Below are 23,914 nucleotides of genomic sequence, written 5' to 3' on the forward strand. Positions count from 1 at the left end.
TCGTTGTTGAACCCGGCAGCCCGCCGCGCATGCGCGCATACGGGCAGGAAGCCGGGTCGAGCTGTTCCGGTCGGTGCGCGACGCAGTCTGCGAAGCCGCGGGTGCGATGCGGCGCACGAGGTGCCGGCGCATCGCGTACGCCCCTTCCGTCGGCTGTCGGTCAGCCGCCTTCGAAGCGAAGGAGTGTAAGCATCAAACGGTTCTTCACTAAGAACCAATTGAAGAATTTCGATGGATCCACTTGTTGCATCGATGCGAACCGATGCAACGCATGATCCGGTTCGGCGTCCGCCTGCGGGCAGCCGGATCGGGCAAGTGATGACGGCGCGTGCCCGCTCGGCATCATGGTGAACACGTTCCGTCGAAGCGGATCGCGTGCGGCGCCGGCGCGGCTCAGTTAGCGTCGTCCGGCCCTGCGTCGCGCCATTTGGCCGGCACGATCGCGCGCCATTCGCGCAGAAGCAGGTTTCTCACGGCGTCGGGATGCGCGGCCGACAGGCGCACCAGCACGATCGGCCAGCCCGCATAGTGGTCGGTCAGGTAATACACGTCGGGTTCCGCTTCGATCAGCCACGCGCGCTCGTCGGGGCCGACGCCCTTCACGACGAGCGTATCGCCGTCCTCGCGCAGGCGCGCGAGCATCTTGCCCTTCACCTTGAGTGCGGGCGTGCCGTACGACGTCCCCTCCTCGACGCCGCGCCATGCCAGCGCGATCTGCCGCACTTCGTCGAATGTCACGATGCGCCTCCAGCCGTCGATGATCGAGATCCGGCCACCGTAACGGAAATCGTAGATCGCGCCTAGCTGGAAGGCACCGTGCCTTGCAGCGGGCGACGCGCGTCTAGCGGCCGGCCGCGCGCACGGCCATCTGCGCGCGTCCGGTGGTGGCGACGATCGCGAACGCGATCGCATTGGCGGCCGCGCTGGCCAGGATCGGCACGAGATAACCGCCACCCGCGTCGTAGATGAAACCGGCCGCAGCCGGCCCGATCAGCGTGCCGAACGCGATGCTCGTGTACAGCACGCCGATGATCGCGCTCACGTTGCGGCCGCCGAAGTAGTCCATCACGACGGCGGGCAGCACGGCGACCCAGCCGCCGTAGAACACGCCGAACACGAGTGCGAACGCGGCCAGCGTCGCGACGCTGCCGGCGCCGGCCCACGCGACGAGCGCGACGGCCATGCCCGCGAACATCGCGAGCAGCGATGCGCGGCGGCCGAAGCGGTCGGCGAGGCCACCGAGAAAGAAGCGCCCAGCCGTGCTGCCGACGCCGATCGCGCCGAGCAGCAGCACGGCCGTCGACGATGCGACGCCATGATCGAGCGCATACGGCACGAGGTGCACGAACGGCACGAAGACGCCGAACGAGCACACGAGGCACGCCGCGTATAGGCTCGCGAACGGTCGCGACGTGACGGCCTCGCGCAGCGTCGCGCCGGTGGGCGCCGCTACGGCAGCCCGCGCGCGATCCACAGCGTTCACGGCGCCCGCGGCCCCTGCCGTGTGCCCGCCCGCTTTCGGCAAGCCTCCGCCGGCGGCCGGATGCACGGCCTCCCCGTCCGGCAACAGCCCGCGCCCGCGCGGGTCGTTCTCGATCAGCAGCGACATCCCGGCGCCGATCGCGACCGCGAGCGCCGCAAGCGTGAAATAGGCGCCGCGCCAGCCGACGTGCGCGATCAGCGCGGAGGCGAGCGGCGGCATCACGAGCGTGCCGACGCCGATTCCCGCGACCGCGAGCCCCGACGCGAAGCCGCGCCGCCGCACGAACCAGCGCTGCACGGCGCCGACGGCCGGCACATACGCGCAGCCGACGCCGAGGCCGACACCGAGCCCGTACGCGACATAGACCTGCAGCAGCGTATGCGCGGCGCCGGCCGCCGCGAGACCCGCCGCCGTCAGCAACATGCCGGTGACGGCGAACCGCCGTGAGCCGAAACGATCGGCAAGCGGGCCGCTGACGATGCCGAAGCCGAAATACAGGAAGCCGGCCAGCGAGAACACGAGCGAGATCTGCCCGCGCGATGCGGCGAAATCCCGCTGCAGCGCTTCGACGAACGCGCTGAACGTGTACGCACTGCCGAAGCCGACGAACGTGACGGCGAACGCGGCCGCCACCACATACCAGCCGTAGAAGACGCGCGACGCGCGCGGGCCGCTCATGACGATGCTCCTCTCAGGTTCCGCCGGACGCCGCGCGGCGTCCGGATTGCCTCATGGATATAGTTGAACTATGTTGATCGCATCGACCGCCGCAAGTCAGTCGTGACGAATCCGATCCGATGCGACAACGGTACTCGCGCGCATGCATTGCCTCAAACGATATTTCGTCGGCCTTTCGCTTTAGAAAAACTCAATGAACCGTTCCCGTCTGCCACCGCTCAACGCGTTGCGCGCGTTCGAGGCGGCGGCCCGCCACCTGTCGGTGAAATCGGCAGCGGAAGAGCTGTCGGTCACGCCCGGCGCGGTGAGCCAGCTGATCCGCACGCTCGAGACCCATCTCGGCGTGCAACTGTTCGAGCGCGTGAACCGCGGCATCCTGCTGACCGCCGCGGGCCGCGACTATCTGCCGCCCGTGCGCAACGCGTTCCGGCAAATCGCCGACGCGTCGCAGCGCGTGTCGGGCGCCGCCGACAGCGGCGTGCTGACGGTGAGCGTCACGCCGTTTTTCGCATCCGCATGGCTCGTGCCGCGCCTCGCGCAGTTCCGCGACGCATGCCCGGACGTCGACCTGCAGATCGTCGCGAGCCATGCGCTCGCCGATTTCTCGCGCGACGGCGTCGACGTCGCGATCCGCCACGGTCTCGGCCGCTACATCGGGCTGTGCAGCGAACGGCTGCTGACCGTGGAGATCGTCGCGCTTGCGGCGCCGGAACTCGTCGCGCGGCTGGGCATGCCGGCCACGCCCGCCGACCTGGCCGGATGGCCGCATCTGCACGACGCCGAACGCAAGGGCTGGCACATCTGGTTCGACGCGCAGCGAATCGCCGATTTCGGGCCGCCGCGCGGCCCCGCGTTCGACGATTCCAGTCTGTTGCTGCAGGCGATCCTCGCCGGCCAGGGCGCCGGCCTGCTGCCGGCGGCGATGGTGCGCGGCGAGCTCGCGAGCGGCCGGCTCGTGCAGCTTGCCGACGTCGCGTGGCTCGACGACTTCGCGTACTACCTCGTCTATCCGCCGCATCATGCGGAGCGCGCGAAAGTCGCCGCGTTCCGCCGGTGGATTCTAGAGGCCGCCCAGGCCGACGGCGCGGCATCGATGACGGGCACGGCGTAGCGTCGCTGCAGCGCGGGGCGGCGGCAACGATCTCGAGCCGATCGGCTAACATGCGGCCCGGGCCGTCGGCCCGCCAGCCACCGGCAACGGACAACGACATCCGCAGAGAGACCATGCCAGCCCTGCTCCGCCGCGCGACACGCATCGCAACCCTGTCGGCCGCGCTGCTCGTCGCGTGCGCCGCCCTGCCGCCCGCGGCGCACGCCTATCGCGCGTCGCCCGGCTACGGCAGCGAAGCGGACCTCGACCGGCACGACACGTACCGCAATCGCGACGGCGACACCGTCCATGCACCGGCGCATTCGAAATCGGGCCGCGTGCCCGAGGGCGCGAGCGCGCGCTGCCGCGACGGCACGTACAGCTTCAGCCGCCATCGGCGCGGCACCTGCTCCGGGCACGGTGGCGTCGCCGGATGGCTGTGAACGCGGGTCGGCCGAATGGCCAGCGCGGTGCCAGCGGCAGCCGGCGCCGAAGTACAATACGCGCTCGCGCCGCCAACCCGCGGCGACACCGCCGCGCCCCGCGCGGCACGCTCCGTACCGAATCACCCGACGCCACGCACGCCGATGCGCTGCGCGGCAGTCTCAACCCTTTCTGAGTTTCACACCCAAATGGCCCAATACGTTTTCACGATGAACCGGGTCGGCAAGATCGTGCCGCCCAAGCGCCAGATCCTGAAGGACATCTCGCTGTCGTTCTTTCCCGGCGCGAAGATCGGCGTGCTCGGCCTGAACGGCTCGGGCAAGTCGACGCTGATCCGCATCATGGCGGGCGTCGACAAGGACATCGAAGGCGAAGCGACGCCGATGCCGAACCTGAACATCGGCTACCTGCCGCAGGAACCGCAGCTCGATCCGACGAAGACGGTGCGCGAAGCCGTCGAGGAAGGCCTCGGCGACCTGTTCCAGGCGAACAAGAAGCTCGAGGAAATCTACGCGGCCTATGCGGAACCGGACGCCGACTTCGACGCGCTCGCGGCCGAGCAGGCGAAATACGAAGCGATCCTCGCGTCGAGCGACGGCGGCAGCCCCGAGCAGCAGCTCGAAGTGGCCGCCGACGCGCTGCGCCTGCCGGCGTGGGACGCGAAGATCGAGCATCTGTCGGGCGGTGAAAAACGCCGCGTCGCGCTGTGCAAGCTGCTGCTCGAGAAGCCGGACATGCTGCTGCTCGACGAACCGACCAACCACCTCGACGCGGAATCGGTCGACTGGCTCGAGCAGTTCCTGGTGCGCTTCCCGGGCACCGTCGTCGCCGTCACGCACGATCGCTATTTCCTCGACAACGCGGCCGAGTGGATTCTCGAACTCGACCGCGGCCACGGCATTCCGTGGAAGGGCAACTACAGCAGCTGGCTCGACCAGAAGGAAGAGCGCCTGAAGCAGGAAGAAGCGTCGGAATCGGCGCGCCAGAAGGCGATCAAGAAGGAACTGGAGTGGGTGCGCCAGAACCCGAAGGGCCGCCAGGCGAAGTCGAAGGCGCGTATCGCGCGCTTCGAGGAGCTGAACAGCCAGGAATACCAGAAGCGCAACGAAACGCAGGAAATCTTCATTCCGGTCGGCGACCGCCTCGGCAATGAAGTGATCGAGTTCAAGAACGTCAGCAAGTCGTTCGGCGACCGCCTGCTGATCGACAACCTGAACTTCAAGATTCCGGCCGGCGCGATCGTCGGCATCATCGGCCCGAACGGCGCCGGCAAGTCGACGCTGTTCAAGATGCTGACCGGCAAGGAACAGCCGGATTCGGGCGAAGTCGTGATGGGCCCGACCGTGAAGCTCGCGTACGTCGACCAGAGCCGCGATGCGCTCGACGGCTCGAAGACGGTGTTCGAGGAAATCTCGGGCGGCGCCGATGTGCTGACGGTCGGCAAGTACGAAACGCCGTCGCGGGCGTACATCGGCCGCTTCAACTTCAAGGGCGGCGACCAGCAGAAGATCGTCGGCAACCTGTCGGGCGGCGAACGCGGCCGCCTGCACCTCGCGAAGACGCTGATCTCCGGCGGCAACGTGCTGCTGCTCGACGAACCGTCGAACGACCTCGACGTCGAAACGCTGCGCGCGCTGGAAGACGCGTTGCTCGAATTCGCCGGCTCGGTGATGGTGATCTCGCACGATCGCTGGTTCCTCGACCGGATCGCGACGCACATCCTCGCGTTCGAAGGCGATTCGCAGGTCACGTTCTTCGACGGCAACTACCAGGAATACGAAGCCGACAAGCGTGCGCGCCTCGGCGAGGAAGCCGCGAAGCCGAAGCGCCTGCGCTACAAGCCGATCAGCCGCTAAGTGGCGCGGCCCGTGCATCCGGCGACGCGGCGACACGACGCCGGGTGCCGAACGCGGCCGCTTCCAGATCGGCAGAACGAAAAAGCGGGCTCATGGCCCGCTTTTTTCATCCGGCGGTCCTGCGCGACGCCTACGCGAGCGCGCCCAGCTCGCGCAAACGCGCCTCGGTCGCGGCCGCGCTCGTGTGATGAATGCCATGCCAGCCGAGTGCCGTCGCGGCCGCGGCATTCTTCGCGTTGTCGTCGATGAACACGAGCTCATGCGGCGCAATGCCCGGCAGGTGCGGATCGATCCGCGCATGCATCTCGCGGTAGATCGCCGGATCGGGTTTCACGAGCTTCACGCGGCCCGACACGACGATGTCCTTGAAGCGCCGCAGCACCGGGAAGTTGTCCCACGCATACGGAAAGGTCTGCGCGGACCAGTTGGTCAGCCCGAAGAGCGGCATCCCCTGCGCATCGAGCCGGTCGACGAGCGCGGCGCCTTCGTCGAGCACGCCGCCGATCATCTCGTGCCAGCGCGCGTAGAACGCGCGGATCAGCGTCTCGTGCGCCGGAAACTTCGCGACCAGCTCGCTCGTCCCTTCGTCGATCGTCTGCCCGCCGTCCTGCCGGATCACCCAGTCCATCGCGCACACGTGCGTGAGGAACCAGCGGCGCTCGGCTTCGTCCGGAATCAGCTGCCGGTACAGGTACTCGGGGCTCCAGTCGATCAGCACGCCGCCGAAATCGAACACCACCGCCTTGATCGTCATGCGAACTCCGTGGCGAGCACGTCGGCGAGCGGACGCGGCGTCACCGCATTGCCCGACAGCGTATTGTTTTCCCACACGAAGTGATGATGCGCGACGATCTGCGCGGCCGACAGGTGCGCGCGCTCGTTCGTCGTGTGCAGGTCGGACACGACGGTCGTCCGATAGCCGAGCAGTGCCGCGCGGCGCGCGGCCGAATCGACGCAGAACTCGGTCGCATAACCGCAGATCAGCACCGAACGAATGCCGTGGCCGTCGAGCTGCGCGGCGAGCGGCGTGTCGTGGAACGAATCGCTCACCTGCTTGCGGATGCGCCAGTCGGCGCGACCGACGATCAGTTCCTCATGCAGTTCCCAGCCGGGCGTGCCGGGCACGATGTCGTCGTCCGCATCGCCGTCGTGCTGCACGAAGCACACGGGCACGTTTGCCGCACGTGCCGCCGCCGTCAGCCGGTTGATGCCCGACACGACGTCGTCGAGCCGGTACGCGGGCCGCGCCCGCTGCACCAGCCCCCGCTGCATGTCGATCACGATCACTGCGGTGTCTGCCATCGATTGCCCTCTCCGTCGTGGTCCGGCCGTCGCGCGGCCGGTATCTGTCGTGTATTGCGCGTCGCGTCAGATCGGCTGCGTGCGCGCGTCGAGCCACGCCTTCGCGTCGCCGCTCACGTGCCGGCCGACGCGCTCGCGCACGGTCGCGTGATACGCGTTCAGCCACGCGCGTTCTTCTTCATGCAGCATCTCGATCAGCACGCAGCGCGTGTCGATCGGGCACAGCGTCAGCGTCTCGAACGCGAGGAAATCGCCGAATTCGGTCTGCCCGCCCGCGCGATTCACGACCAGGTTTTCGATCCGGATGCCCCATTTGCCGGGCCGGTACACGCCCGGCTCGATCGACGTGATCATCCCCTCTTCCATCGCCGTGTACGGCTCGGCCGGCGCGTAGTGCGAGATGACCTGCGGACCCTCGTGCACGTTCAGGAAGTAGCCGACGCCGTGACCGGTGCCGTGGCCGTAGTCGAGCCCGGCCGCCCACATCGGCGCGCGCGCGATCGCGTCGAGCATCGGCGAGCGGATGCCGCGCGGGAAGCGTGCGCGCGACAGCGCCATCATCGACTTCAGCACGATCGTGAAATCGCGGCGCTGCAGGTCGCTGACCGTGCCGACCGGCACGACGCGCGTGATGTCGGTGGTGCCGGTCGTGTACTGGCCGCCCGAATCGACGAGCAGCAGGCCGTCGCCGGCGATCGTCGCGTGCGACTCGGGCGTCGCGCGATAGTGCGGCATCGCACCGTTCGCGTTGAAGCCGGCGATCGTCGCGAAGCTCGGTGACACGTAGCCGGGGCGCCGTGCGCGCGCGGCCGTGAGTTGCTCGTCGATCGTCAGCTCGGTGATCGTCTCGCGGTTCACCGCCTGCTCGAACCACGCAAAGAATTCTGCGAGCGCGGCGCCGTCGTGCTCCATCGTCACGCGCACGTGCTCGATCTCGGCGGACGTCTTGCGCGACTTCGCGAACGTCGACGGGTTCACGGCCTCGATCAGTTTCACGCCGGCCGGCACGGCCTCGAGCGTGCCGAACGTCACGCGGCGCGGATCGATCAGCAGCGTCGCGCCGTCGGGCAGCGCCGCGAGCGACGCGCGCGCGGCGTCGTACGCGCGGACCTCGACGCCGTCCTGCGCGAGCGACGCGGCCAGCGCCGGCGACACCTTGCCGTCGGCGACGAACAGCGTCGCGCGATCGGCCCCGATCATCGCGTGCGCGACGAACACCGGGTTGAAGTTGACGTCGGCGCCGCGCAGGTTGAACAGCCACGCGAGATCGTCGAGCGTCGACACGAAATGCCATTGCGCGCCCTGCGCGTGCATCGCGCGGCGCACTTCGGCGAGCTTGCTCGCGCGCGTCGTGTCGGCCTGCGGCGCCACGTGCTCGAACACCGCGTCTCCCGGCAGCCCCGGGCGCTCCGGCCAGATCGCGTCGAGCAGGTCGAGATCGGTGCGCAGCGCGATGCCGCGCGCGCTCAGCGCGGCCGTCAGCGCGCGTGCCGCCGCGACGCCGAGCACGGCGCCGTCGACGCCGACCGTCGCCCCGGCCGGCACGTTCTGCGCGAGCCAGTCGACGTGCGGCGCACTCTGCTGCCCGCCCGTCATCTTCATCAGCTGGACGCCCGTGCCTGCGAGTTCGGCCTCGGCCTGCACCCAGTAGCGGCTGTCGACCCACAAGCCCGCGAAATCCGCGGTCACGACCAGCGTGCCGACCGAGCCCGTGAAGCCGGACAGCCAGCGTCGCGCCTGCCAGCGCTCGGGCAGGTACTCGGACAGGTGAGGATCGGCGGACGGCACGAGATAGGCGGCCAGATCCTCGCGGACCATCGCGCCGCGCAGCAGCGCGAGGCGGGCCGGCACCGACGAGACTTCGGGGAGACGGGCATTCATGATTTCACCTGAGAGCGTTCAGCGACGGGCCGACACGGCGACCGTCACGGCTACGGCGAGGAACGCGACACCGGTGCAGACCGGCCATTCGAGCGTTTCGCCGTCGTAAAACAGTCCAGAGAGATTGCCGGCCATGCGCGCGGCGGCGGCGCTTGCGATGCCGACCAGCACCACGATCCACCATGCCGGCCGGCCCGTGCGCCGCATCGGATGCAGCCACCGGCCGAACAGCCCGACGGCCGCTCCCAGGACAAGGATTCCAAACCAGTTCATTCGACGCCTTCTATAAATTCAGATTCGTCCCATAGGCGTGAACGTTGCCAGCGGCTAGCATCGATTCATCCATCGAACCCGAGACCAGCCGGGCGCCGCGAACATTCGAGTGTAGGGGCCGACCCGACGTTATGGCAAGCGCGCGCCCGCAGGCGTATTGAAGAAATCCTCATGCGAATCGCTCTCATCGATCCGGAGGCGCATCATGCTGCGCTCCTGAACCGCCTGCTGTTCGCCGGCGGCCATGTGTGCCACGCGTTTCCGTCCAGCGCGGCATTCTTCGAGTGGCTCGCCACCGATACCTGCGACATGCTGATCATCGGCAACTGGGCCGGCGACCAGCCGGCCGAGGAAGTCATTCCGCGGGCGCAGGCGATCCTGCCCGGGCTGCCGGCCATCGCCGTGATGCAGCTGCCGCGCGAAAGCGAAGTCGTGTCGTGCCTGCACGCTGGGGCCGACGACTGCCTCGTGCGCCCGGTGAGCGGCCCCGAGCTGCTCGCACGCGTCAACGCGCTGAGCCGGCGCGCAGGTGTCCGGCGGCCGCCGAATCGCTCGCGCGAAATGTATGGAGAATACGCGTTCGATGCGACCCACAGCCTCGTGCGCTTCGGCGATGCGATCGTCGCGCTCACGCCGAAGGAGTTCCGCTTCGCACAGCTGCTGTTCGCGAACCTGTCGCGGCCCGTGTCGCGCGCCCATATCCTCGAAACGGTGTGGGGCCGCCGCCGCGACATGAAGTCGCGCACGCTCGACACCCATGCGTCCCGGCTGCGCAGCAAGCTGCGGCTGCTTCCGGAGCACGGCTACCGGCTTCTGCCGCTCTACGGCTACGGCTACCAGCTCGACCGCGTGCCGATCGAGCCCCCAAATTCGAGGCCGCGCCACGCCGATGCCCGGTATGCCGCAAGTGAGGAAATCGCTGAAACGCTATAATATGGGGCTAAACGATAGCCCTCGATATGCAACTCCTCACGATCGGAATCAACCACCACACTGCGCCTGTCGCCCTGCGCGAACGCGTGGCGTTTCCGCTCGAGCAAATCAAGCCGGCTCTCGTCACGTTCAAGAACGTGTTCCTCGGCCCCCAGGCGCCGAATGCGCCCGAAGCGGCAATCCTCTCCACCTGCAACCGCACCGAACTCTATTGCGCGACCGACGATCGGGCCGCCCGCGAGGGTGCGATTCGCTGGCTGTCGGAGTACCACCAGATTCCGGTCGACGAACTCGCCCCGCACGTCTATGCGCTGCCGCAATCGGAAGCGGTCCGGCACGCATTCCGCGTCGCGTCGGGTCTCGATTCGATGGTGCTCGGCGAAACGCAGATCCTGGGCCAGATGAAGGATGCGGTGCGCACCGCGACGGAAGCCGGCGCGCTCGGCACCTATCTGAACCAGCTGTTCCAGCGCACGTTCGCCGTCGCGAAGGAAGTGCGCGGCACGACCGAGATCGGCGCGCAGTCGGTGTCGATGGCCGCCGCCGCGGTCCGCCTCGCGCAGCGCATCTTCGAAAAAGTGTCGGATCAGCGCGTGCTGTTCATCGGCGCCGGCGAGATGATCGAGCTGTGCGCGACGCACTTCGCCGCGCAGAGCCCGCGCGAGCTCGTCGTCGCGAACCGCACGGCCGAACGCGGCCAGCGGCTCGCCGAACGTTTCAACGGCCGCGCGATGCCGTTGTCGGACCTGCCGGCCCGCATGCACGAATTCGACATCATCGTGTCGTGCACCGCGTCGACGCTGCCGATCATCGGCCTCGGCGCGGTCGAACGTGCGGTGAAGGCGCGCCGCCACCGGCCGATCTTCATGGTCGACCTCGCGGTACCGCGCGACATCGAGCCGGAAGTCGGCAAGCTGAAGGACGTGTTCCTCTACACCGTCGACGATCTCGGTGCGATCGTGCGCGAAGGCAACGCATCGCGCCAGGCCGCGGTTGCACAAGCCGAGACGATCATCGAAACCCGCGTGCAGAACTTCATGCAGTGGCTCGACACGCGCAGCGTCGTGCCGGTGATCCGTCACATGCATACGCAGGCCGACGCGCTGCGCCGCGCGGAAGTCGAGAAGGCGCAGAAGCTGCTCGCGCGCGGCGACGATCCGGCCGCCGTCCTCGAAGCGCTGTCGCAGGCGCTCACCAACAAGCTGATCCACGGCCCGACGAGCGCGCTCAACCGCGTGAACGGCACCGACCGCGATTCGCTGATCGACCTGATGCGCGGCTTCTACCAGCACGCGCCGCGCTCGAACGACCAGTCCGGCCACTAGCGCCGGCCGGTTGCCCCTGCCGCCGGCCGCGCGCCGGCCTATCCTTTTCGAATACCCCTTTTGTCCGGGAGCGTCGCTCCACACCATGAAGACGAGCATGCAACGCAAGCTCGACCAGCTGTCTATCCGGCTGGCCGAACTGAACGACCTGCTGAGCCGCGAAAACGTCACGGCCGACCTCGACCAGTACCGCAAGCTGACGCGCGAACACGCGGAACTCGGCCCGGTCGTCGAGCAGTACGCGCTGTGGCGCCAGTCGCGCAGCGACGAGACGGCCGCGCAGGAGCTGGTCGCCGATGCATCGATGCGGGATTTCGCCGAAGACGAGATTCGCAGCGCGCGGGAACGCATGGTTCGCCTCGAAGGCGAGTTGCAGAAGATGCTGCTGCCGAAGGACCCGAACGACGACCGCAACATCTTCCTCGAAATCCGCGCGGGCACCGGCGGCGACGAATCGGCGCTGTTCGCGGGCGACCTGCTGCGCATGTACCTGCGCTTCGCGGAACGCCAGCGCTGGCAGGTCGAGATGATGTCGGAGAGCCCGTCGGATCTCGGCGGCTACAAGGAAGTGATCGTGCGGATCGCCGGCCAGGGTGCCTACTCGCGGCTGAAGTTCGAATCGGGCGGCCATCGCGTGCAGCGCGTGCCGGCGACCGAGACGCAGGGGCGCATCCACACGTCCGCCTGCACGGTCGCGGTGATGCCGGAAGCCGACGAAATCGGCGAGGTCGAGATCAATCCGGCCGACCTGCGGATCGACACGTTCCGCGCGTCGGGTGCGGGCGGCCAGCACATCAACAAGACCGATTCGGCGGTGCGCGTCACGCACATCCCGACCGGGATCGTCGTCGAGTGCCAGGACGACCGCTCGCAGCACAAGAACAAGGATCGTGCGCTGAAGGTGCTCGCCGCGCGCATCAAGGACAAGCAGTATCACGAGCAGCACGCGAAGGAAGCGGCAACGCGCAAGAGCCTGATCGGCTCAGGAGACCGCTCGGAGCGGATCCGCACGTACAACTTCCCGCAGGGCCGGATGACCGATCACCGGATCAACCTCACGCTGTACCGGCTCGAGGCGCTGATGGACGGCGATCTCGACGAACTGATCGGCGCGCTCGTCACCGAACACCAGGCCGAACTGCTCGCGTCGCTCGGCGACACCGACTGAGGTCGCGATGCCCGACACCACCGCCGACGATCTGCTGCGCGCGTCGCCGCTCGACCCGGTCGATGCGCGCGTGCTCCTCGCGTACGCGCTCGGCTGGACCCGCACGCAGCTGATCACGCGCGGCGACGCCCCGCTCGAGCCCGCCGCGATCGCGCGCTACCGCGCGCTCGAAGCGCGCCGCGTCGCGGGCGAGCCGGTCGCGCAGCTCGTCGGGATGCGCGAATTCTTCGGCCGGCCGTTCGATGTGACGCCCGACGTGCTGATCCCGCGCCCCGAAACCGAACTCCTCGTCGAAGCCGCGCTCGACGCGATCGACGGTCGCCCGCATCCGGCCGTGCTCGATCTCGGCACCGGCAGCGGCGCGATCGCCGTGTCGATCGCCGCCGAACGGCCCGACGCACGCGTGTGGGCGCTCGACCGCTCATCGGCCGCGCTCGACGTCGCCCGGCGCAACGCGCACAAGCTGCTCGACGCGCGCCGCCCCGGCGGCCCGCTGCACTGGCTGCAGAGCGACTGGTACGCCGCGCTCGAGCCGACGCTCGCGTTCGACACGATCGTCAGCAATCCGCCGTACATCGCGCAGCACGATCCGCACCTCGCGCAGGGCGACCTGCGGTTCGAGCCGCGCGGCGCGCTCACCGACGATGCCGACGGCCTCAGCGCGATCCGCACGATCGTCGCAGGCGCCGGCGCGTACCTGAAACCGGGCGGCACGCTCTGGATCGAGCACGGCTACGACCAGGCCGAAGCCGTGCGTGCCTTGCTCGTGTCACGCGGCTTCGTCGCGGTCGAATCGCTCGCCGATCTCGCCGCGATCGAACGCACCACGGGCGGCCGCCGGCCCGTCTGACGGCCGGCCCGCCCGGTTGAAATCCGCTATCATTTCGTTCTAACGCCCCGCCAACGCAAGGTCAGTCATGGACACCCAACAACGTATCAAGCAAATCGTCGACGAAAACCAGGTCGTGCTCTTCATGAAGGGCAACGCGCAATTCCCGATGTGCGGCTTTTCGGGCCGCGCCGTGCAGGTGCTGAAAGCCTGCGGCGTCGACCAGTTCAAGACGGTCAACGTGCTCGAGGACGACGAGATCCGCCAGGGCATCAAGGAATTCTCGAACTGGCCGACCATCCCGCAGCTGTACGTGAAGGGCGAATTCATCGGCGGCTCGGACATCATGATGGAGATGTACCAGTCGGGCGAACTGCAGCAACTGTTCGCCGCCGCGTAACGCCCCGTTCCCGATGGCATCTCCCAGCGCGCCGCCACGCCGGCTGATCGTCGCGATCACCGGCGCCACCGGCGCGGTCTACGGCGTGCGGCTGCTCGAATTGCTGCGCGCCGCCGGCGGCGTCGAAACGCATCTGCTGGTTTCGAACGCCGGCTGGCTCAATATCCAGCATGAATTGCAGCTGTCGAAGGCCGAAGTCGAAGGCCGGGCGGATGTCGTGCATTCGGTACGCGATGTCGGCGCGACGATCGCGTCCGGTTCGTTCGCAACCGACGGGATGGTGATCGCCCCGTGCTCGATGAAGACGCTCGCGAGCGTCGCGCACGGCCTGTCGGACAACCTGATCACGCGCGCGGCCGACGTCACGCTGAAGGAACGCCGCCGTCTCGTGCTGATGGTGCGCGAAACGCCGTTCAACCTCGCGCATCTGCGCAACATGACCGCCGTGACCGAAATGGGCGGCATCGTGTTTCCGCCGCTGCCCGCGTTCTACGCGATGCCGAAGACGATCGAGGAACTCGTCGATCAGACCGTCACGCGCGTGCTCGACCTGTTCGCGCTCAGCGCACCGATGACGACGCCGTGGGCCGGCATCCGGCCCGCACGGTAAGCCGCTCGACGCGGCGCTTCGGCGCCGTTCTCCACGCATCTTCGTCGATTCGGCCGCCTCCCGGTTCGATCCAGCTGCGCCCAGCCTCCCCGCGCCTGCTCCCGCGCACCTGAATCGGCCGAATTATCAACCATTGCGATTCAATCAAATTCCGGCAAGCCGATTTATCAATGTTCGGTGCGCGCCTATAGTCACAGGCAACCCACTATTGCAGGCTCCCCACCATGAACCGCTTGCCTTCGCTTTACCTGTCACACGGCGCCCCGACGCTGCCGATCGACCCGACGCTGCCGTCCGGCGCATTCACGCACCTCGGCGCCGAATTGCCGCGCCCCCGCGCGGTGCTGATGCTGTCCGCGCACTGGGGCACGCAGCAGCCGGTCGCGAGCGTGGCCGCGCACCCGGAAACGATCCATGACTTCTACGGCTTCCCGCGCGCACTGTACGAGATCCGCTACCCGGCACCGGGCGCGCCCGAGGTCGCCGAGCGGGCGGCCGCGCTGCTGAACGCGGCCGGCATCGCGACAGCGACGACCGAGCACGGTCTCGACCACGGCGCGTGGGTGCCGATGCTGCTGATGTTCCCGGAGGCCGACGTACCCGTCGCGCAGCTGTCGATCCAGCCGCGTGCGGACGCGGCCCATCACTTCGCGCTCGGCCGCGCGCTGCGGCCGCTGCGCGACGAAGGCGTGATGGTGATCGGCTCGGGCCAGATCACGCACAACCTGCGCGCGGCCGATTTCAGCGCGGCGCCCGAGGATGCGGACCCGCGCGTCGCGGAATTCACCGACTGGTTCGAGGCGAAGCTCGCCGCGCGCGACGTCGACGCGCTGCTCGACTATCGCCGTCAGGCGCCGCACGCGGCGCTGATGCATCCGACCGACGAGCACCTGCTGCCGGTGTTCACCGCGCTCGGCGCAGCCGACGACGACTACCAGCTCGGCATCCAGTCGCTCGGCACGTATCAACGCGTGCTCGCGATGACGAACTACGTGTTCGCAAGCGCGGCCGCCTGAATCGCGCGACACGGCGACACAAGCGCCGAGCACAAATAAAAAGCCCGCCCGAGCATCGCTCGGACGGGCTTTTTTGCGCTTTCCGCCACCGCCGATTCCGGTGGCAGGTCAGGCGTCAGGCACCGACCCCTTCAAGGATCTCGTCGTGCGACTCGCGCTCGTCGAGATACTGGGTCCGGTAACCGGTGTTCACGCCCCAGAAGTAGAACACCAGCGAGATTGCCGCGACGATCAGCATGTCCCAGCCGTACGGCAGCACGCCGTAACCGCCGAACTCCTTGCTGCCGACCAGCGACAGCACGGCCATCGTCGGCAGGTAGGCGACCAGCCACCATGCGGCCTTCAGGTCGGCGCCCCAGCCGGTCCAGCCCGACTTCGCCTGGAAGTAGAAATACACCGGCAGCGCGACGATCATCAGCAGGATGATTTCGCCCGTCAGCGGCCACTTCGCCCAGTACAGGATCAGCGACGCGCAGACGAACGCGAACGGTGCGATCAGTTTCATCAGCGGGATCGACAGCGGACGCTCGATGTCGGTTGCCGCGCGGCGCAGCGCCATCAGGCTGATCGGGCCGGTCAGGTACGAGATCACCGTTGCGACCGAGATCACTGCCGCGAGCGAGCTCCAGCCGCGGAAGAAGAACAGGAAGATGAACGACACGAGCAGGTTGAACCACATCGCCTGGCGCGGCACGCCGTAGATCGGGTGCACGTTGCCGAACATCTTCGGCATCGTGTTGTTGCGCTCCATCGCGTAGATCATGCGGGTGGTCGTCGCCATGTAGGTCGTACCGGTGCCGCTCGGGCTGATGAACGCGTCGACGTACAGCAGGATCGCGAGCCAGTTCAGGTTCAGCGCGATCGCGAGTTCGGCGAACGGCGACGAGAAGTTGAACTGCGACCAGCCCTTCGCGACGTCGGCCGGATTCACCGAACCGATGTACGCCATCTGCAGCAGCACGTAGATCACGAGTGCGATCAGGATCGACGTGATCACCGCGAACGGCACGCTGCGCGACGGATTGCGCGCTTCGCCGGCCAGGTTCACCGGGCTCTGGAAGCCGTTGAACGCGAACACGATACCGCTCGTCGCGACCGCGGTCAGCACGGCCGACCAGCCGTACGGCGCGAAGCTTGCATTCGATGCAGTGCCGAGGTTTTCCGAGTGGAAGCTCGACAGCATCAGGCCGAGGATCGTGAGGCCGGGGATCAGGAACTTGAAGATCGTGATCGCGGTGTTCGCACGTGCGAAGGCCTTGACGCCCCAGTAGTTCAGCATGAAGTAGATGACGACCAGCACGGCCGACAGCAGCAGGCCGGGTGTCGTCAGCTCGCCGTTCACGAACAGCGCATGCGCCCACGGATACTGCCACGTGCTCATGTACTGGATCGACGCTTCCGCCTCGATCGGGATCACCGATACGATCGCGATCCAGTTCGCCCACGCGCTGATGAAGCCCACCAGCGAACCGTGCGAGTAGCGCGCGTAGCGCACCATGCCGCCCGACTCGGGGAACATCGCACCGAGTTCAGCGTACGTCAGCGCAATCGCGAGAATCACGACCGCGCCGATGATCCATGCGCAAATCGCCGCCGGACCGGCAATCTTCGCAGCCTTCCAGGCGCCGAACAGCCAGCCCGAACCGATAATCGAACCCAGCCCCGTCAGCATCAGTGCAAACGGGCCGATGTTCCGTTGAATAGAACTCTTCACATCCTCTCCTATGTCTCAAAAAGCATGGTCGGCCCGCGGTCCGGGATCGGCTCGGACAGCAGCGCGCATGCAATTTTGGGGGGAAGGATCACCCGATCGGGGCAACCCGTCCACGCGGCGCGTAGTTTAACGGTTGCACCTCCAAGTTGGCGCCAAAATCGTTCGGCCCCTACAAAAAAGTCGCATCGTTTGCAAGGTTTGTAAACCTTAACTCCGCAATAACCCTGAGTGCATGGAAATCCGGTTGACCGCGCGACCGATTACCCGTATAAACAACGTTGCAGGATTTCAAGCGGCGAGTGAATTGGTTCTTTCGTAGTTCGCCCATCAACGGTACTCCGGTTGGTCCCATTACCCCCTTCCTTGATTTTCCGCACCCCATGGGCCTCGGCCCCGTTTTATCTTTTTAGGAACAAGTAACATGGCAACCGGTACCGTCAAGTGGTTCAATGACGCAAAGGGCTTCGGCTTCATCACCCCGGAAGGCGGCGGCGACGATCTGTTCGCGCACTTCTCGGAAATCCGCGTCGAAGGCTTCAAGACGCTGCAAGAAAACCAGAAGGTTGAATTCGAAGTGAAGACGGGCCCGAAGGGTCTGCAAGCTGCGAACATCCGTCCGGTCTAAGTTCGGCGCGATAATTCGTGTAAAAAAGCCCCGCTTCGGCGGGGCTTTTTGTTTTCCGGCGCGGGCAGCCATGCGGCCGCCGCCGATCGAGAATGGCCTCCGGTCAGCCGAACAGCCGCTGCGCGTGAATGCCGAGCCCGGTCGCGACGCTCGCGAGGCGATCGCCGAACACCGGCTGCGCGTCCGGGAATGCGCCGGCGAGCGCACCCGACAGGAACGCGAGCCCGGTCGAGCCGCCGGTGAAATACAGCGCGCCGACGTCGCGCGGCGCGACGCCCGCCAGCCGCACCGTTTCGCGCGCGGCATCGACGATGCGCGCCGTGTCGTCGATGCTCGCGTCGACCAGGCGTTCGGCGTCGAACGCGATCTGCAGATCCTCTTCCACGTCGTTCAGGTCGATCATCGTCTCCCCGCCCGCCGCCACGCCGATCTTCGCTTCTTCCGCGCGCGCCATCAGCGCATGCCCGAGCCGCTGCTCGACCACGCGCGTGAGCCGGTCGTACTGCCGCACGTCCTGGTACAGGTGCTTCATCAGCTTCAGCTCGCCCAGCCGCTTCGGCGTGTAGACCGTGTTGATGAGGTGCCAGGTCGCGAGGTCGAAGTAGATCCGGTTCGGCAGCTCGCGTCCCTCGGGATCGAGCGCGCGGTAGCCGAACGCCGGCAGGATCGCCGCCAGCTCGACGCGCCGGTCGTAATCGGTGCCCGCGACGTGCACGCCGTGGTGCGCGAGCACGTCGTCCTTGCGCTCGAGGCGCGCCATCCGCTCCGGCCCGACGCGCACCAGCGAGAAGTCCGACGTACCGCCGCCGATGTCGGCGACCAGCACGAGCCGCTCGGCCTGCTGGCGCGACTCGTAGTCGAACGCGGCCGCGATCGGTTCGTACTGGAAATGCACGTCCGCGAACCCGACCGACTGCGCGGCCGCTTCGAGCTGGTCCTGCGCGAGACGGTCGGCGCGCGGATCGTCGTCGACGAAGAACACCGGCCGGCCGAGCACCGCGCGGCCGATCGGCGCGCCGGCGCGCGCTTCGGCCTTGCGTTTCAGGTGCGTCAGGAAGCGCGCGATGATCTCCGTGTACGCCATCGCGCTGCCGTCGCCGAGATCCGTCGTCGTTTCCGCGAGCGGCGAGCCGAGGATGCTCTTCATCGAGCGCATCAGGCGGCCGTCGAAACCGTCGATATAGGACGCGAGCGCCGCCCGGCCGTATTCGACCGTCTGCTCGTCGTTGTTGAAGAAGATCGCGGTGGGCAGCGTCAGGTGGTCGCCCTCGACGGGCGCGAGGCGCATGGCGTCCCCGTCGGGCAGGGCCACGGCGGAATTGGACGTGCCGAAATCGATCGCGCAGTAAGTCATGGGAAGGTGCCGCAGCATGGCCGGCGCGAAAACGGAAAGGACGGGCTTTTTAACATGAAGCCCGCCGGATCACAACCGGGGGCGGCCGCCGGCGCGGTGCAACCGGCCCGGGCGGAGATCAGGCGCGCCTGCGGCATGCCGGCGACAGGGGCGGACGGGGTGCCCGAGGCGCCCCGCCGCCCGCTTGCGGCGCACCGGCGACAGGTTCGGACAGAGTGCTCGACGCGCCCCGGCACCCGCTTGCGGCACACCGGCGACAGGTGCAGACGGGGTGCCCGACGCGCCCCGCTGCCCGCCTGCAGCGCACCGGCAACCGGTGCGGACAAGGTGCTCGACGCACGCCTGCCCGCTTGCACCATCAGGCCGCGGCGTCGAAACCCTTCTTCCATGCGCCCGCATACACGACCTCGCCGATCGCATGGCGCGTGCGCGGCGCCTTTTCGCGTTCGCGCAATACCGGGTCGAGCTTGTCGACGTTGCCGTAGTGGCCGAGCGAGATGATCGCCGGAATCGCGACGTCGGCCGGAATCTCGAACGCATCGCGGAACGCCTTCGCATCGAAGCCGCTCATCTGGTGCGCGGCGAGACCCAGCGCGTGCGCCTGCAGCACCAGCGACATCGCGGCCGCGCCCGCATCGTACAGCGCGGCCGGCGCCGGCTCGCCCTTCGGCGTGAGCGTATGCGCGGTCACGGCGATCAGCACCGGCGCCGGCGCGTTCCAGCCCTGGTTGAACGGCACCAGCGTCGCGAATGCGTGCTTGAACGCCGCTTCGTCCTGCGTGCGATCGAACACGATGAAGCGCCACGGTTGCGCGTTGTAGGCGGACGGCGCCCAGCGCGCCGCTTCGAGCACCGCGTGCAGATCGGCGGCGCTGATCGGCTCGTCCGAATACGCGCGCGGGCTCCAGCGGCCGGCGATCAGGTCGTGAATCGAAACAGTGGTGGGAGCAGGTTTGACGGACATGCGGTTCCTCGCTGACATCGATGAAGGGCGCGAACGCCCGGCGAACCGCAAGCATAACCGCTTGAGCCGTCGCGCGCCCGGTCATCCCGCGCAATGCAAATCACCGATCCTGCATTGACCGGCCGCACCCGCGCACGGGCCGGCCGGCGCACCGCGCTCAGGCGGCCTGCGCGGCCGCGCGGGACGGGCCGCGATTGATCCGCAGCACGATCAGCGCACCGACGATGCAGAGCGCGCCCGAGATCATCGACGCGATCGTATAGGTGCCGAGGCTCGCGCGCAGCAGCCCCGCGCCGAGCGCCGCGAACGCCGCGCCCAGTTGGTGGCCGGCGACGATCCAGCCGAACACGACCGGCGCCGCGGCCTTGCCGAACACGTCGGTGGCCAGCCGCACGGTCGGCGGCACGGTCGCGATCCAGTCGAGCCCGTAGAACATCGCGAACAGCGGCAGACCGAAGAAGTCGATGCCGAACGCATGCGGCAGGTAGATCAACGACAGCCCGCGCAGCCCGTAGTACCAGAACAGCAGCACGCGGTTGTCGTAGCGGTCGGACAGCCAGCCCGACAGCGTCGTGCCGAACAGGTCGAACACGCCCATCGCGGCGAGCAGCGAGGCGCCCTGCACTTCGGACATCCCGTAGTCGCTGCACATCGCGATCAGGTGCGTGCCAACGTAGCCGTTGGTGCTCGCGCCGCAGATGAAGAAGCTGAAGAACAGCAGCCAGAAGTCGCGCGAGCGGCTCGCGGTCAGCAGCGTGCGGAACGCGACCGCGAGCGGGTTCTCCTTCGTCGCGTCGGGCGCCGCCGGCGCGTCGGCCGGCTCTCCGTACGGGCGCAGCTGCACGTCGGCCGGTCGCTCGGGCAGCAGGAACGCGACCAGCGGAATCACGATCGCGGCCGCCACCGCGACGACCAGCACGACCGGCCGCCAGCCGTGGCGCTGCGCGATCGCCGCGAGCATCGGCAGGAACACGAGCTGGCCGGTGGCCGTGCTCGCGGTCAGGATGCCCATCACGAGCCCGCGCCGCGCATGGAACCAGCGTGTGACGAAAGTCGCGGACAGCGTCAGCGCGACGACGCCGGTCGAGCAGCCGACCATCAGCCCCCAGATCACGACCATCTGCCAGCTCTGCGTCATCATCGACGACAGCGCGACGCCCGCGCCCATCGTCACCAGCGCGGTCAGGATCGTCGGCCGCAGCCCGAAACGCTGCATCGCCGCGGCCGCGAACGGGCCCGTCAGGCCGTACAGCGCGATGTTCACCGAAATCGCCAGCGAAATCGCCGCGCGGCTCCAGCCGAGTTCGCGCTCGAGCGGCACCATCAGCACGCTCGGCGTCGCGCGCGTGCCGGCCGCCGCCAGCAGGATCAGGAAAACCACCGCCGCCGCGAGCCATCCGTAGTGGAAGCGCCCGCCGATTCGTGTCACTGCCCAGTTCATGTTGTCGCTCTCCAGTTGGCTGGCCGCGCTCGCGCGCCAGCCCCGCCTCACCTCCGGGCCACCTCCGCCGCACGCTGCATCGGCTGACCCGGGCCGATACGTGGCATTTGTCTGTCGATCCGGTCGGCATTGTTACCGATCGGTCACAAGTGTGTTGCGATCGTAGTTACCAGTCGGTAACATGTCAAGCAATTCACCACGCAGTCGAGGGTCATCATGTCGGGCATCGAGGCCGCCAACAAGCCGCCGGCACGCCGCACGCGCCGGCCGATCGCCGCGGCCGCCGCGCAGGAACACCTGCTGCGCGCCGCGGAGGAGCTGTTTTACAAGGAAGGGGTGCGCGCGGTCGGCGTCGAGGCGGTCGTGGAGCGCGCGGGCGTCAACAAGATGAGCCTGTACCGCCAGTTCTCGTCGAAGGACGAGCTGATCCTCGCGTATCTGGAACGGATGGATGCGTGCTTCTTCGAGCGTCTCGATTCGAGCGTCGCGAAGCATCCGGGCCAGCCGAAGGCGCAATTGATCCAGTATTTCGTCGATCTGGCCGAACGCGCGACGCAGAAGGACTATCGCGGCTGTCCGTTCGTCAACGTCGCGGCCGAATTCCCGGATACGTCGCATCCGGCGCGCGAGCGCGTCGCGCAGAACAAGGAACAGCTGATGAAGCGGCTCCTCGAGTTGTGCGAAGGCGCGGGCGCCCGGCAGCCGAAAGCGCTCGCCGACGCGCTCGCGCTCATCGTCGAAGGCATCTACGCGGCCAGCCAGACCTACCGGCACGGCGAAACGCCGATCGGCACCGCGCCCGCGCTGGCCACGCAGCTGATCGACGCCGCCTGCGCGTGACGGGCGGCGCACGCGCCGACCCGGCGTGCCCGCTCCGGCTACAATGCGGCCCTCGCTGCCGCTTCGCCCGACCGCCTCCGCCATGACCGATACCCGCCCCGACTCCCACGACGACATTCTCGCCGCCACGCGGCACTGGCTCGCGCGCGCGGTGATCGGGCTCAATCTGTGCCCGTTCGCGAAGAGTGTCTATGTGAAGGAACAGGTACGCTATGCGATCAGCGAAGCGACGACGCTCGAGGATGTGCTCGCCGATCTCGAAACCGAGCTGCGCGCGCTCGAAGCGGCGGATCCGCAGCAGGTCGACACGACGCTCGTGATCTATCCGCGCGCGTTCGCGGATTTCGTCGACTACAACGATGCGCTGTTCTTCGCCGAGCGGCTCGTGCGGCAACTGCGACTCGACGGCGTGCTGCAGATCGCGAGCTTCCATCCCGAGTACCGGTTCGAAGGCAGCGAAGCCGACGACATCGAGAACTACACGAACCGCGCGCCGTATCCGATCCTGCACCTGCTGCGCGAGGACAGCATCGCGCGCGCGGTCGATGCGTTCCCGGACGCATCCGCGATCTACGAGAAAAACCAGGAAACGCTGCGCCGCCTCGGCCACGACGGCTGGCGTGAATGGATGCGCCGGCCGGGCGACGACGTCTGACGCGTCGCGCGGCGGGTGGCTGGCGCGCGGCGGACGGGGGCCGGGCGTCGGTCCGCCTTGGTCCGCCTTGGTCCGCCTTGGTCCGCCTCGGTCGCCTCGATCCGCCTCAGTCCGCGGACTGCTCGACGGCCTCGCCGGCCGCCGCCGCGGGTGCCGGCGCGAAGAAGCGCTCGTTCAGTTCGGCGAGCCCGAACATGCCGAGGATCTCGTTCAGCCGCTCGCCGGGCTTGCGGCGCGGCAAGTTCTTGTACTGCGCGATGATCAGCTCGTTCTTCATCGAATGCTCCCAGCCGACCAGCTCGGTCACGCTCACCTGGTAGCCGTGCGCCTCGAGCTGCAGGCAGCGCAGCACGTTGGTGATCTGGCTGCCGAATTCGCGCGTATGCAGCGGATGCCGCCACACTTCCGTCAGCGCGTTCGCGAGCGACTTGCCCTTGTTCTTGCGCAGCACGCCCGCGACCTCCGCCTGGCAGCACGGCACCAGCACGATGTGCTGCGCGCGCTTCGCGAGCGCGAACCGGATCGCGTCGTCGGTCGCCGTGTCGCACGCATGCAGCGCGGTGACGACGTCGACCGTTTCGGGCAGCTTCGGCGACGTGATCGAATCGGCGACCGACAGGTTCAGGAACGACATCCCGCCGAATCCGAGCCGCGCGGCGAGTTCGGTGGAGCGCGTGACGAGTTCCTCGCGCGTCTCGATCCCGTACACGTGCGACGCGAACGCCGGCGTGCCGTGCCCCGGCTGCTGCTTGAAGAACAGGTCGTACAGGATGAAGCCGAGATACGACTTGCCGGCGCCGTGATCGACGAGCGTCACGCCGCCCTTGTCGGCCTGCACGCTCGCGAGCAGCGGCTCGATGAACTGGAACAGGTGATAGACCTGCTTCAGCTTGCGGCGGCTGTCCTGGTTCAGCTTGCCGTCGCGGGTCAGGATGTGCAGTTCCTTCAGCAGCTCGACGGACTGCTCCGGACGGATTTCGTAGGTCTTGTTCGACATCGTGAAACGGCGCCGGGCCACGGTCGGTCGACCACG

General features: G+C 67.8%; 25 protein-coding genes. 13 read left to right on the forward strand and 12 right to left on the reverse strand.

The features are described from left to right. Nucleotides 1-160: 160 nt before the first annotated feature. The 3 genes from DID98_RS26705 to DID98_RS26715 all read right to left on the reverse strand — a co-directional run bounded on the left by DID98_RS26705 (nt 161) and on the right by DID98_RS26715 (nt 2,161). Nucleotides 161-355, reverse strand: coding sequence for a hypothetical protein (locus DID98_RS26705; protein ID WP_124571704.1), 195 nt, complete (start codon nt 353-355; stop codon nt 161-163). Nucleotides 356-393: 38 nt separating this feature from the next. Further along, nucleotides 394-738, reverse strand: coding sequence for an MmcQ/YjbR family DNA-binding protein (locus DID98_RS26710; RefSeq protein ID WP_124571705.1), 345 nt, complete (start codon nt 736-738; stop codon nt 394-396). Between the two features lie 103 nt (nt 739-841). Continuing rightward, on the reverse strand, nt 842-2,161 hold the full coding sequence (locus tag DID98_RS26715) for an MFS transporter (protein WP_124571706.1): 1,320 nt from the start codon (nt 2,159-2,161) through the stop codon (nt 842-844). Between the two features lie 193 nt (nt 2,162-2,354). On the opposite strand from DID98_RS26715, the gene gcvA reads away from it, so the two are divergent. From gcvA to ettA, 3 genes are all read left to right on the forward strand, one after another. Beyond that, nucleotides 2,355-3,272 carry a transcriptional regulator GcvA gene (gcvA, locus tag DID98_RS26720; protein WP_124522185.1) on the forward strand — a complete coding sequence of 306 codons (918 nt, stop codon included), beginning with the start codon at nt 2,355-2,357 and terminating at the stop codon, nt 3,270-3,272. Nucleotides 3,273-3,385: 113 nt separating this feature from the next. Further along, entirely contained in the window at nt 3,386-3,694 is a 309-nt protein-coding gene (locus tag DID98_RS26725) for a DUF3761 domain-containing protein (protein ID WP_124571707.1), read from the forward strand. Nucleotides 3,695-3,883: 189 nt separating this feature from the next. After that, nucleotides 3,884-5,551 (forward strand): energy-dependent translational throttle protein EttA, encoded by a 1,668-nt coding sequence (gene ettA / locus DID98_RS26730; protein WP_044845892.1) that lies wholly within the window; start codon nt 3,884-3,886, stop codon nt 5,549-5,551. Between the two features lie 130 nt (nt 5,552-5,681). Here the strand turns inward: ettA and DID98_RS26735 are convergent, their stop codons facing one another. The 4 genes from DID98_RS26735 to DID98_RS26750 all read right to left on the reverse strand — a co-directional run bounded on the left by DID98_RS26735 (nt 5,682) and on the right by DID98_RS26750 (nt 9,007). After that, nucleotides 5,682-6,305: an HAD family hydrolase gene (locus DID98_RS26735; RefSeq protein WP_124571708.1), complete on the reverse strand. Its 624-nt coding sequence runs from the start codon at nt 6,303-6,305 to the stop codon at nt 5,682-5,684. Next, entirely contained in the window at nt 6,302-6,853 is a 552-nt protein-coding gene (locus tag DID98_RS26740; protein ID WP_124571709.1) for a cysteine hydrolase family protein, read from the reverse strand. Before DID98_RS26740 ends, DID98_RS26735 begins: the two co-directional genes overlap by 4 nt. 66 nt (nt 6,854-6,919) lie before the next feature. After that, complete coding sequence (locus DID98_RS26745; protein ID WP_124487895.1) at nt 6,920-8,734, reverse strand: aminopeptidase P family protein; 1,815 nt, start codon at nt 8,732-8,734, stop codon at nt 6,920-6,922. Between the two features lie 18 nt (nt 8,735-8,752). After that, nucleotides 8,753-9,007, reverse strand: coding sequence for a hypothetical protein (locus DID98_RS26750; protein ID WP_124487894.1), 255 nt, complete (start codon nt 9,005-9,007; stop codon nt 8,753-8,755). A gap of 171 nt (nt 9,008-9,178) precedes the next feature. On the opposite strand from DID98_RS26750, the gene DID98_RS26755 reads away from it, so the two are divergent. The 7 genes from DID98_RS26755 to DID98_RS26785 all read left to right on the forward strand — a co-directional run bounded on the left by DID98_RS26755 (nt 9,179) and on the right by DID98_RS26785 (nt 15,288). Then, nucleotides 9,179-9,940: a response regulator transcription factor gene (locus DID98_RS26755; RefSeq protein WP_124487893.1), complete on the forward strand. Its 762-nt coding sequence runs from the start codon at nt 9,179-9,181 to the stop codon at nt 9,938-9,940. Between the two features lie 26 nt (nt 9,941-9,966). Beyond that, nucleotides 9,967-11,265 (forward strand): glutamyl-tRNA reductase, encoded by a 1,299-nt coding sequence (hemA, locus tag DID98_RS26760; RefSeq protein WP_044845898.1) that lies wholly within the window; start codon nt 9,967-9,969, stop codon nt 11,263-11,265. 85 nt (nt 11,266-11,350) lie between these two features. Further along, nucleotides 11,351-12,433, forward strand: a complete 1,083-nt coding sequence (gene prfA / locus DID98_RS26765; RefSeq protein ID WP_044845899.1) for a peptide chain release factor 1 — start codon at nt 11,351-11,353, stop codon at nt 12,431-12,433. Between the two features lie 7 nt (nt 12,434-12,440). Continuing rightward, complete coding sequence (prmC, locus tag DID98_RS26770) at nt 12,441-13,283, forward strand: peptide chain release factor N(5)-glutamine methyltransferase (protein ID WP_124571710.1); 843 nt, start codon at nt 12,441-12,443, stop codon at nt 13,281-13,283. Between the two features lie 67 nt (nt 13,284-13,350). Then, the gene (gene grxD, locus DID98_RS26775) at nt 13,351-13,662 is read left to right on the forward strand and encodes a Grx4 family monothiol glutaredoxin (RefSeq protein ID WP_011883132.1); all 312 of its coding nucleotides are present in this window, start codon (nt 13,351-13,353) and stop codon (nt 13,660-13,662) included. Nucleotides 13,663-13,675: 13 nt separating this feature from the next. Further along, on the forward strand, nt 13,676-14,272 hold the full coding sequence (locus DID98_RS26780) for a UbiX family flavin prenyltransferase (protein ID WP_124522195.1): 597 nt from the start codon (nt 13,676-13,678) through the stop codon (nt 14,270-14,272). Between the two features lie 224 nt (nt 14,273-14,496). Further along, the gene (locus DID98_RS26785; RefSeq protein WP_059607887.1) at nt 14,497-15,288 is read left to right on the forward strand and encodes a class III extradiol ring-cleavage dioxygenase; all 792 of its coding nucleotides are present in this window, start codon (nt 14,497-14,499) and stop codon (nt 15,286-15,288) included. A gap of 115 nt (nt 15,289-15,403) precedes the next feature. Here the strand turns inward: DID98_RS26785 and DID98_RS26790 are convergent, their stop codons facing one another. Beyond that, on the reverse strand, nt 15,404-17,002 hold the full coding sequence (locus DID98_RS26790; RefSeq protein ID WP_124522197.1) for an APC family permease: 1,599 nt from the start codon (nt 17,000-17,002) through the stop codon (nt 15,404-15,406). Nucleotides 17,003-17,423: 421 nt separating this feature from the next. On the opposite strand from DID98_RS26790, the gene DID98_RS26800 reads away from it, so the two are divergent. Further along, nucleotides 17,424-17,627 carry a cold-shock protein gene (locus DID98_RS26800; RefSeq protein ID WP_006477070.1) on the forward strand — a complete coding sequence of 68 codons (204 nt, stop codon included), beginning with the start codon at nt 17,424-17,426 and terminating at the stop codon, nt 17,625-17,627. A gap of 103 nt (nt 17,628-17,730) precedes the next feature. On the opposite strand, the gene DID98_RS26805 is transcribed toward DID98_RS26800, so the two are convergent. The 3 genes from DID98_RS26805 to DID98_RS26815 all read right to left on the reverse strand — a co-directional run bounded on the left by DID98_RS26805 (nt 17,731) and on the right by DID98_RS26815 (nt 21,386). After that, complete coding sequence (locus DID98_RS26805) at nt 17,731-18,981, reverse strand: Hsp70 family protein (protein WP_124571711.1); 1,251 nt, start codon at nt 18,979-18,981, stop codon at nt 17,731-17,733. A 358-nt stretch (nt 18,982-19,339) separates the two neighbouring features. Then, complete coding sequence (locus DID98_RS26810) at nt 19,340-19,945, reverse strand: nitroreductase family protein (RefSeq protein ID WP_124571712.1); 606 nt, start codon at nt 19,943-19,945, stop codon at nt 19,340-19,342. 157 nt (nt 19,946-20,102) lie between these two features. After that, nucleotides 20,103-21,386: an MFS transporter gene (locus tag DID98_RS26815; RefSeq protein ID WP_124487888.1), complete on the reverse strand. Its 1,284-nt coding sequence runs from the start codon at nt 21,384-21,386 to the stop codon at nt 20,103-20,105. Nucleotides 21,387-21,602: 216 nt separating this feature from the next. Between DID98_RS26815 and DID98_RS26825 the strand changes: the two genes are divergently transcribed. Next, nucleotides 21,603-22,226 (forward strand): TetR/AcrR family transcriptional regulator, encoded by a 624-nt coding sequence (locus DID98_RS26825; RefSeq protein WP_124487887.1) that lies wholly within the window; start codon nt 21,603-21,605, stop codon nt 22,224-22,226. An 82-nt stretch (nt 22,227-22,308) separates the two neighbouring features. Continuing rightward, nucleotides 22,309-22,881, forward strand: coding sequence for a DUF1415 domain-containing protein (locus tag DID98_RS26830; RefSeq protein ID WP_124571713.1), 573 nt, complete (start codon nt 22,309-22,311; stop codon nt 22,879-22,881). A 106-nt stretch (nt 22,882-22,987) separates the two neighbouring features. Here DID98_RS26830 and DID98_RS26835 read toward each other — a convergent pair whose 3' ends face one another. After that, the gene (locus tag DID98_RS26835) at nt 22,988-23,878 is read right to left on the reverse strand and encodes an SAM-dependent methyltransferase (protein ID WP_044845909.1); all 891 of its coding nucleotides are present in this window, start codon (nt 23,876-23,878) and stop codon (nt 22,988-22,990) included. Between the last annotated feature and the right edge of the window lie 36 nt (nt 23,879-23,914).

Source organism: Burkholderia sp. Bp8984, from assembly GCF_003853755.1.
Classification (GTDB): Bacteria; Pseudomonadota; Gammaproteobacteria; order Burkholderiales; family Burkholderiaceae; genus Burkholderia.

What these genes read in the sequence shown, in the direction of transcription:
- gcvA (WP_124522185.1), top strand. Translation starts at nt 2,355, where the DNA reads ATGAACCGTTCCCGTCTGCCACCGCTCAACGCGTTGCGCGCGTTCGAG.
- DID98_RS26835 (WP_044845909.1), bottom strand. Translation starts at nt 23,878, where the DNA reads ATGTCGAACAAGACCTACGAAATCCGTCCGGAGCAGTCCGTCGAGCTG.
- DID98_RS26725 (WP_124571707.1), top strand. Translation starts at nt 3,386, where the DNA reads ATGCCAGCCCTGCTCCGCCGCGCGACACGCATCGCAACCCTGTCGGCC.
- DID98_RS26745 (WP_124487895.1), bottom strand. Translation starts at nt 8,734, where the DNA reads ATGAATGCCCGTCTCCCCGAAGTCTCGTCGGTGCCGGCCCGCCTCGCG.
- prmC (WP_124571710.1), top strand. Translation starts at nt 12,441, where the DNA reads ATGCCCGACACCACCGCCGACGATCTGCTGCGCGCGTCGCCGCTCGAC.
- DID98_RS26815 (WP_124487888.1), bottom strand. Translation starts at nt 21,386, where the DNA reads ATGAACTGGGCAGTGACACGAATCGGCGGGCGCTTCCACTACGGATGG.
- DID98_RS26735 (WP_124571708.1), bottom strand. Translation starts at nt 6,305, where the DNA reads ATGACGATCAAGGCGGTGGTGTTCGATTTCGGCGGCGTGCTGATCGAC.
- DID98_RS26805 (WP_124571711.1), bottom strand. Translation starts at nt 18,981, where the DNA reads ATGACTTACTGCGCGATCGATTTCGGCACGTCCAATTCCGCCGTGGCC.
- DID98_RS26810 (WP_124571712.1), bottom strand. Translation starts at nt 19,945, where the DNA reads ATGTCCGTCAAACCTGCTCCCACCACTGTTTCGATTCACGACCTGATC.
- grxD (WP_011883132.1), top strand. Translation starts at nt 13,351, where the DNA reads ATGGACACCCAACAACGTATCAAGCAAATCGTCGACGAAAACCAGGTC.
- prfA (WP_044845899.1), top strand. Translation starts at nt 11,351, where the DNA reads ATGAAGACGAGCATGCAACGCAAGCTCGACCAGCTGTCTATCCGGCTG.
- DID98_RS26825 (WP_124487887.1), top strand. Translation starts at nt 21,603, where the DNA reads ATGTCGGGCATCGAGGCCGCCAACAAGCCGCCGGCACGCCGCACGCGC.
- ettA (WP_044845892.1), top strand. Translation starts at nt 3,884, where the DNA reads ATGGCCCAATACGTTTTCACGATGAACCGGGTCGGCAAGATCGTGCCG.
- DID98_RS26830 (WP_124571713.1), top strand. Translation starts at nt 22,309, where the DNA reads ATGACCGATACCCGCCCCGACTCCCACGACGACATTCTCGCCGCCACG.
- DID98_RS26715 (WP_124571706.1), bottom strand. Translation starts at nt 2,161, where the DNA reads ATGAGCGGCCCGCGCGCGTCGCGCGTCTTCTACGGCTGGTATGTGGTG.
- DID98_RS26750 (WP_124487894.1), bottom strand. Translation starts at nt 9,007, where the DNA reads ATGAACTGGTTTGGAATCCTTGTCCTGGGAGCGGCCGTCGGGCTGTTC.
- DID98_RS26800 (WP_006477070.1), top strand. Translation starts at nt 17,424, where the DNA reads ATGGCAACCGGTACCGTCAAGTGGTTCAATGACGCAAAGGGCTTCGGC.
- DID98_RS26740 (WP_124571709.1), bottom strand. Translation starts at nt 6,853, where the DNA reads ATGGCAGACACCGCAGTGATCGTGATCGACATGCAGCGGGGGCTGGTG.
- DID98_RS26755 (WP_124487893.1), top strand. Translation starts at nt 9,179, where the DNA reads ATGCGAATCGCTCTCATCGATCCGGAGGCGCATCATGCTGCGCTCCTG.
- DID98_RS26780 (WP_124522195.1), top strand. Translation starts at nt 13,676, where the DNA reads ATGGCATCTCCCAGCGCGCCGCCACGCCGGCTGATCGTCGCGATCACC.
- hemA (WP_044845898.1), top strand. Translation starts at nt 9,967, where the DNA reads ATGCAACTCCTCACGATCGGAATCAACCACCACACTGCGCCTGTCGCC.
- DID98_RS26785 (WP_059607887.1), top strand. Translation starts at nt 14,497, where the DNA reads ATGAACCGCTTGCCTTCGCTTTACCTGTCACACGGCGCCCCGACGCTG.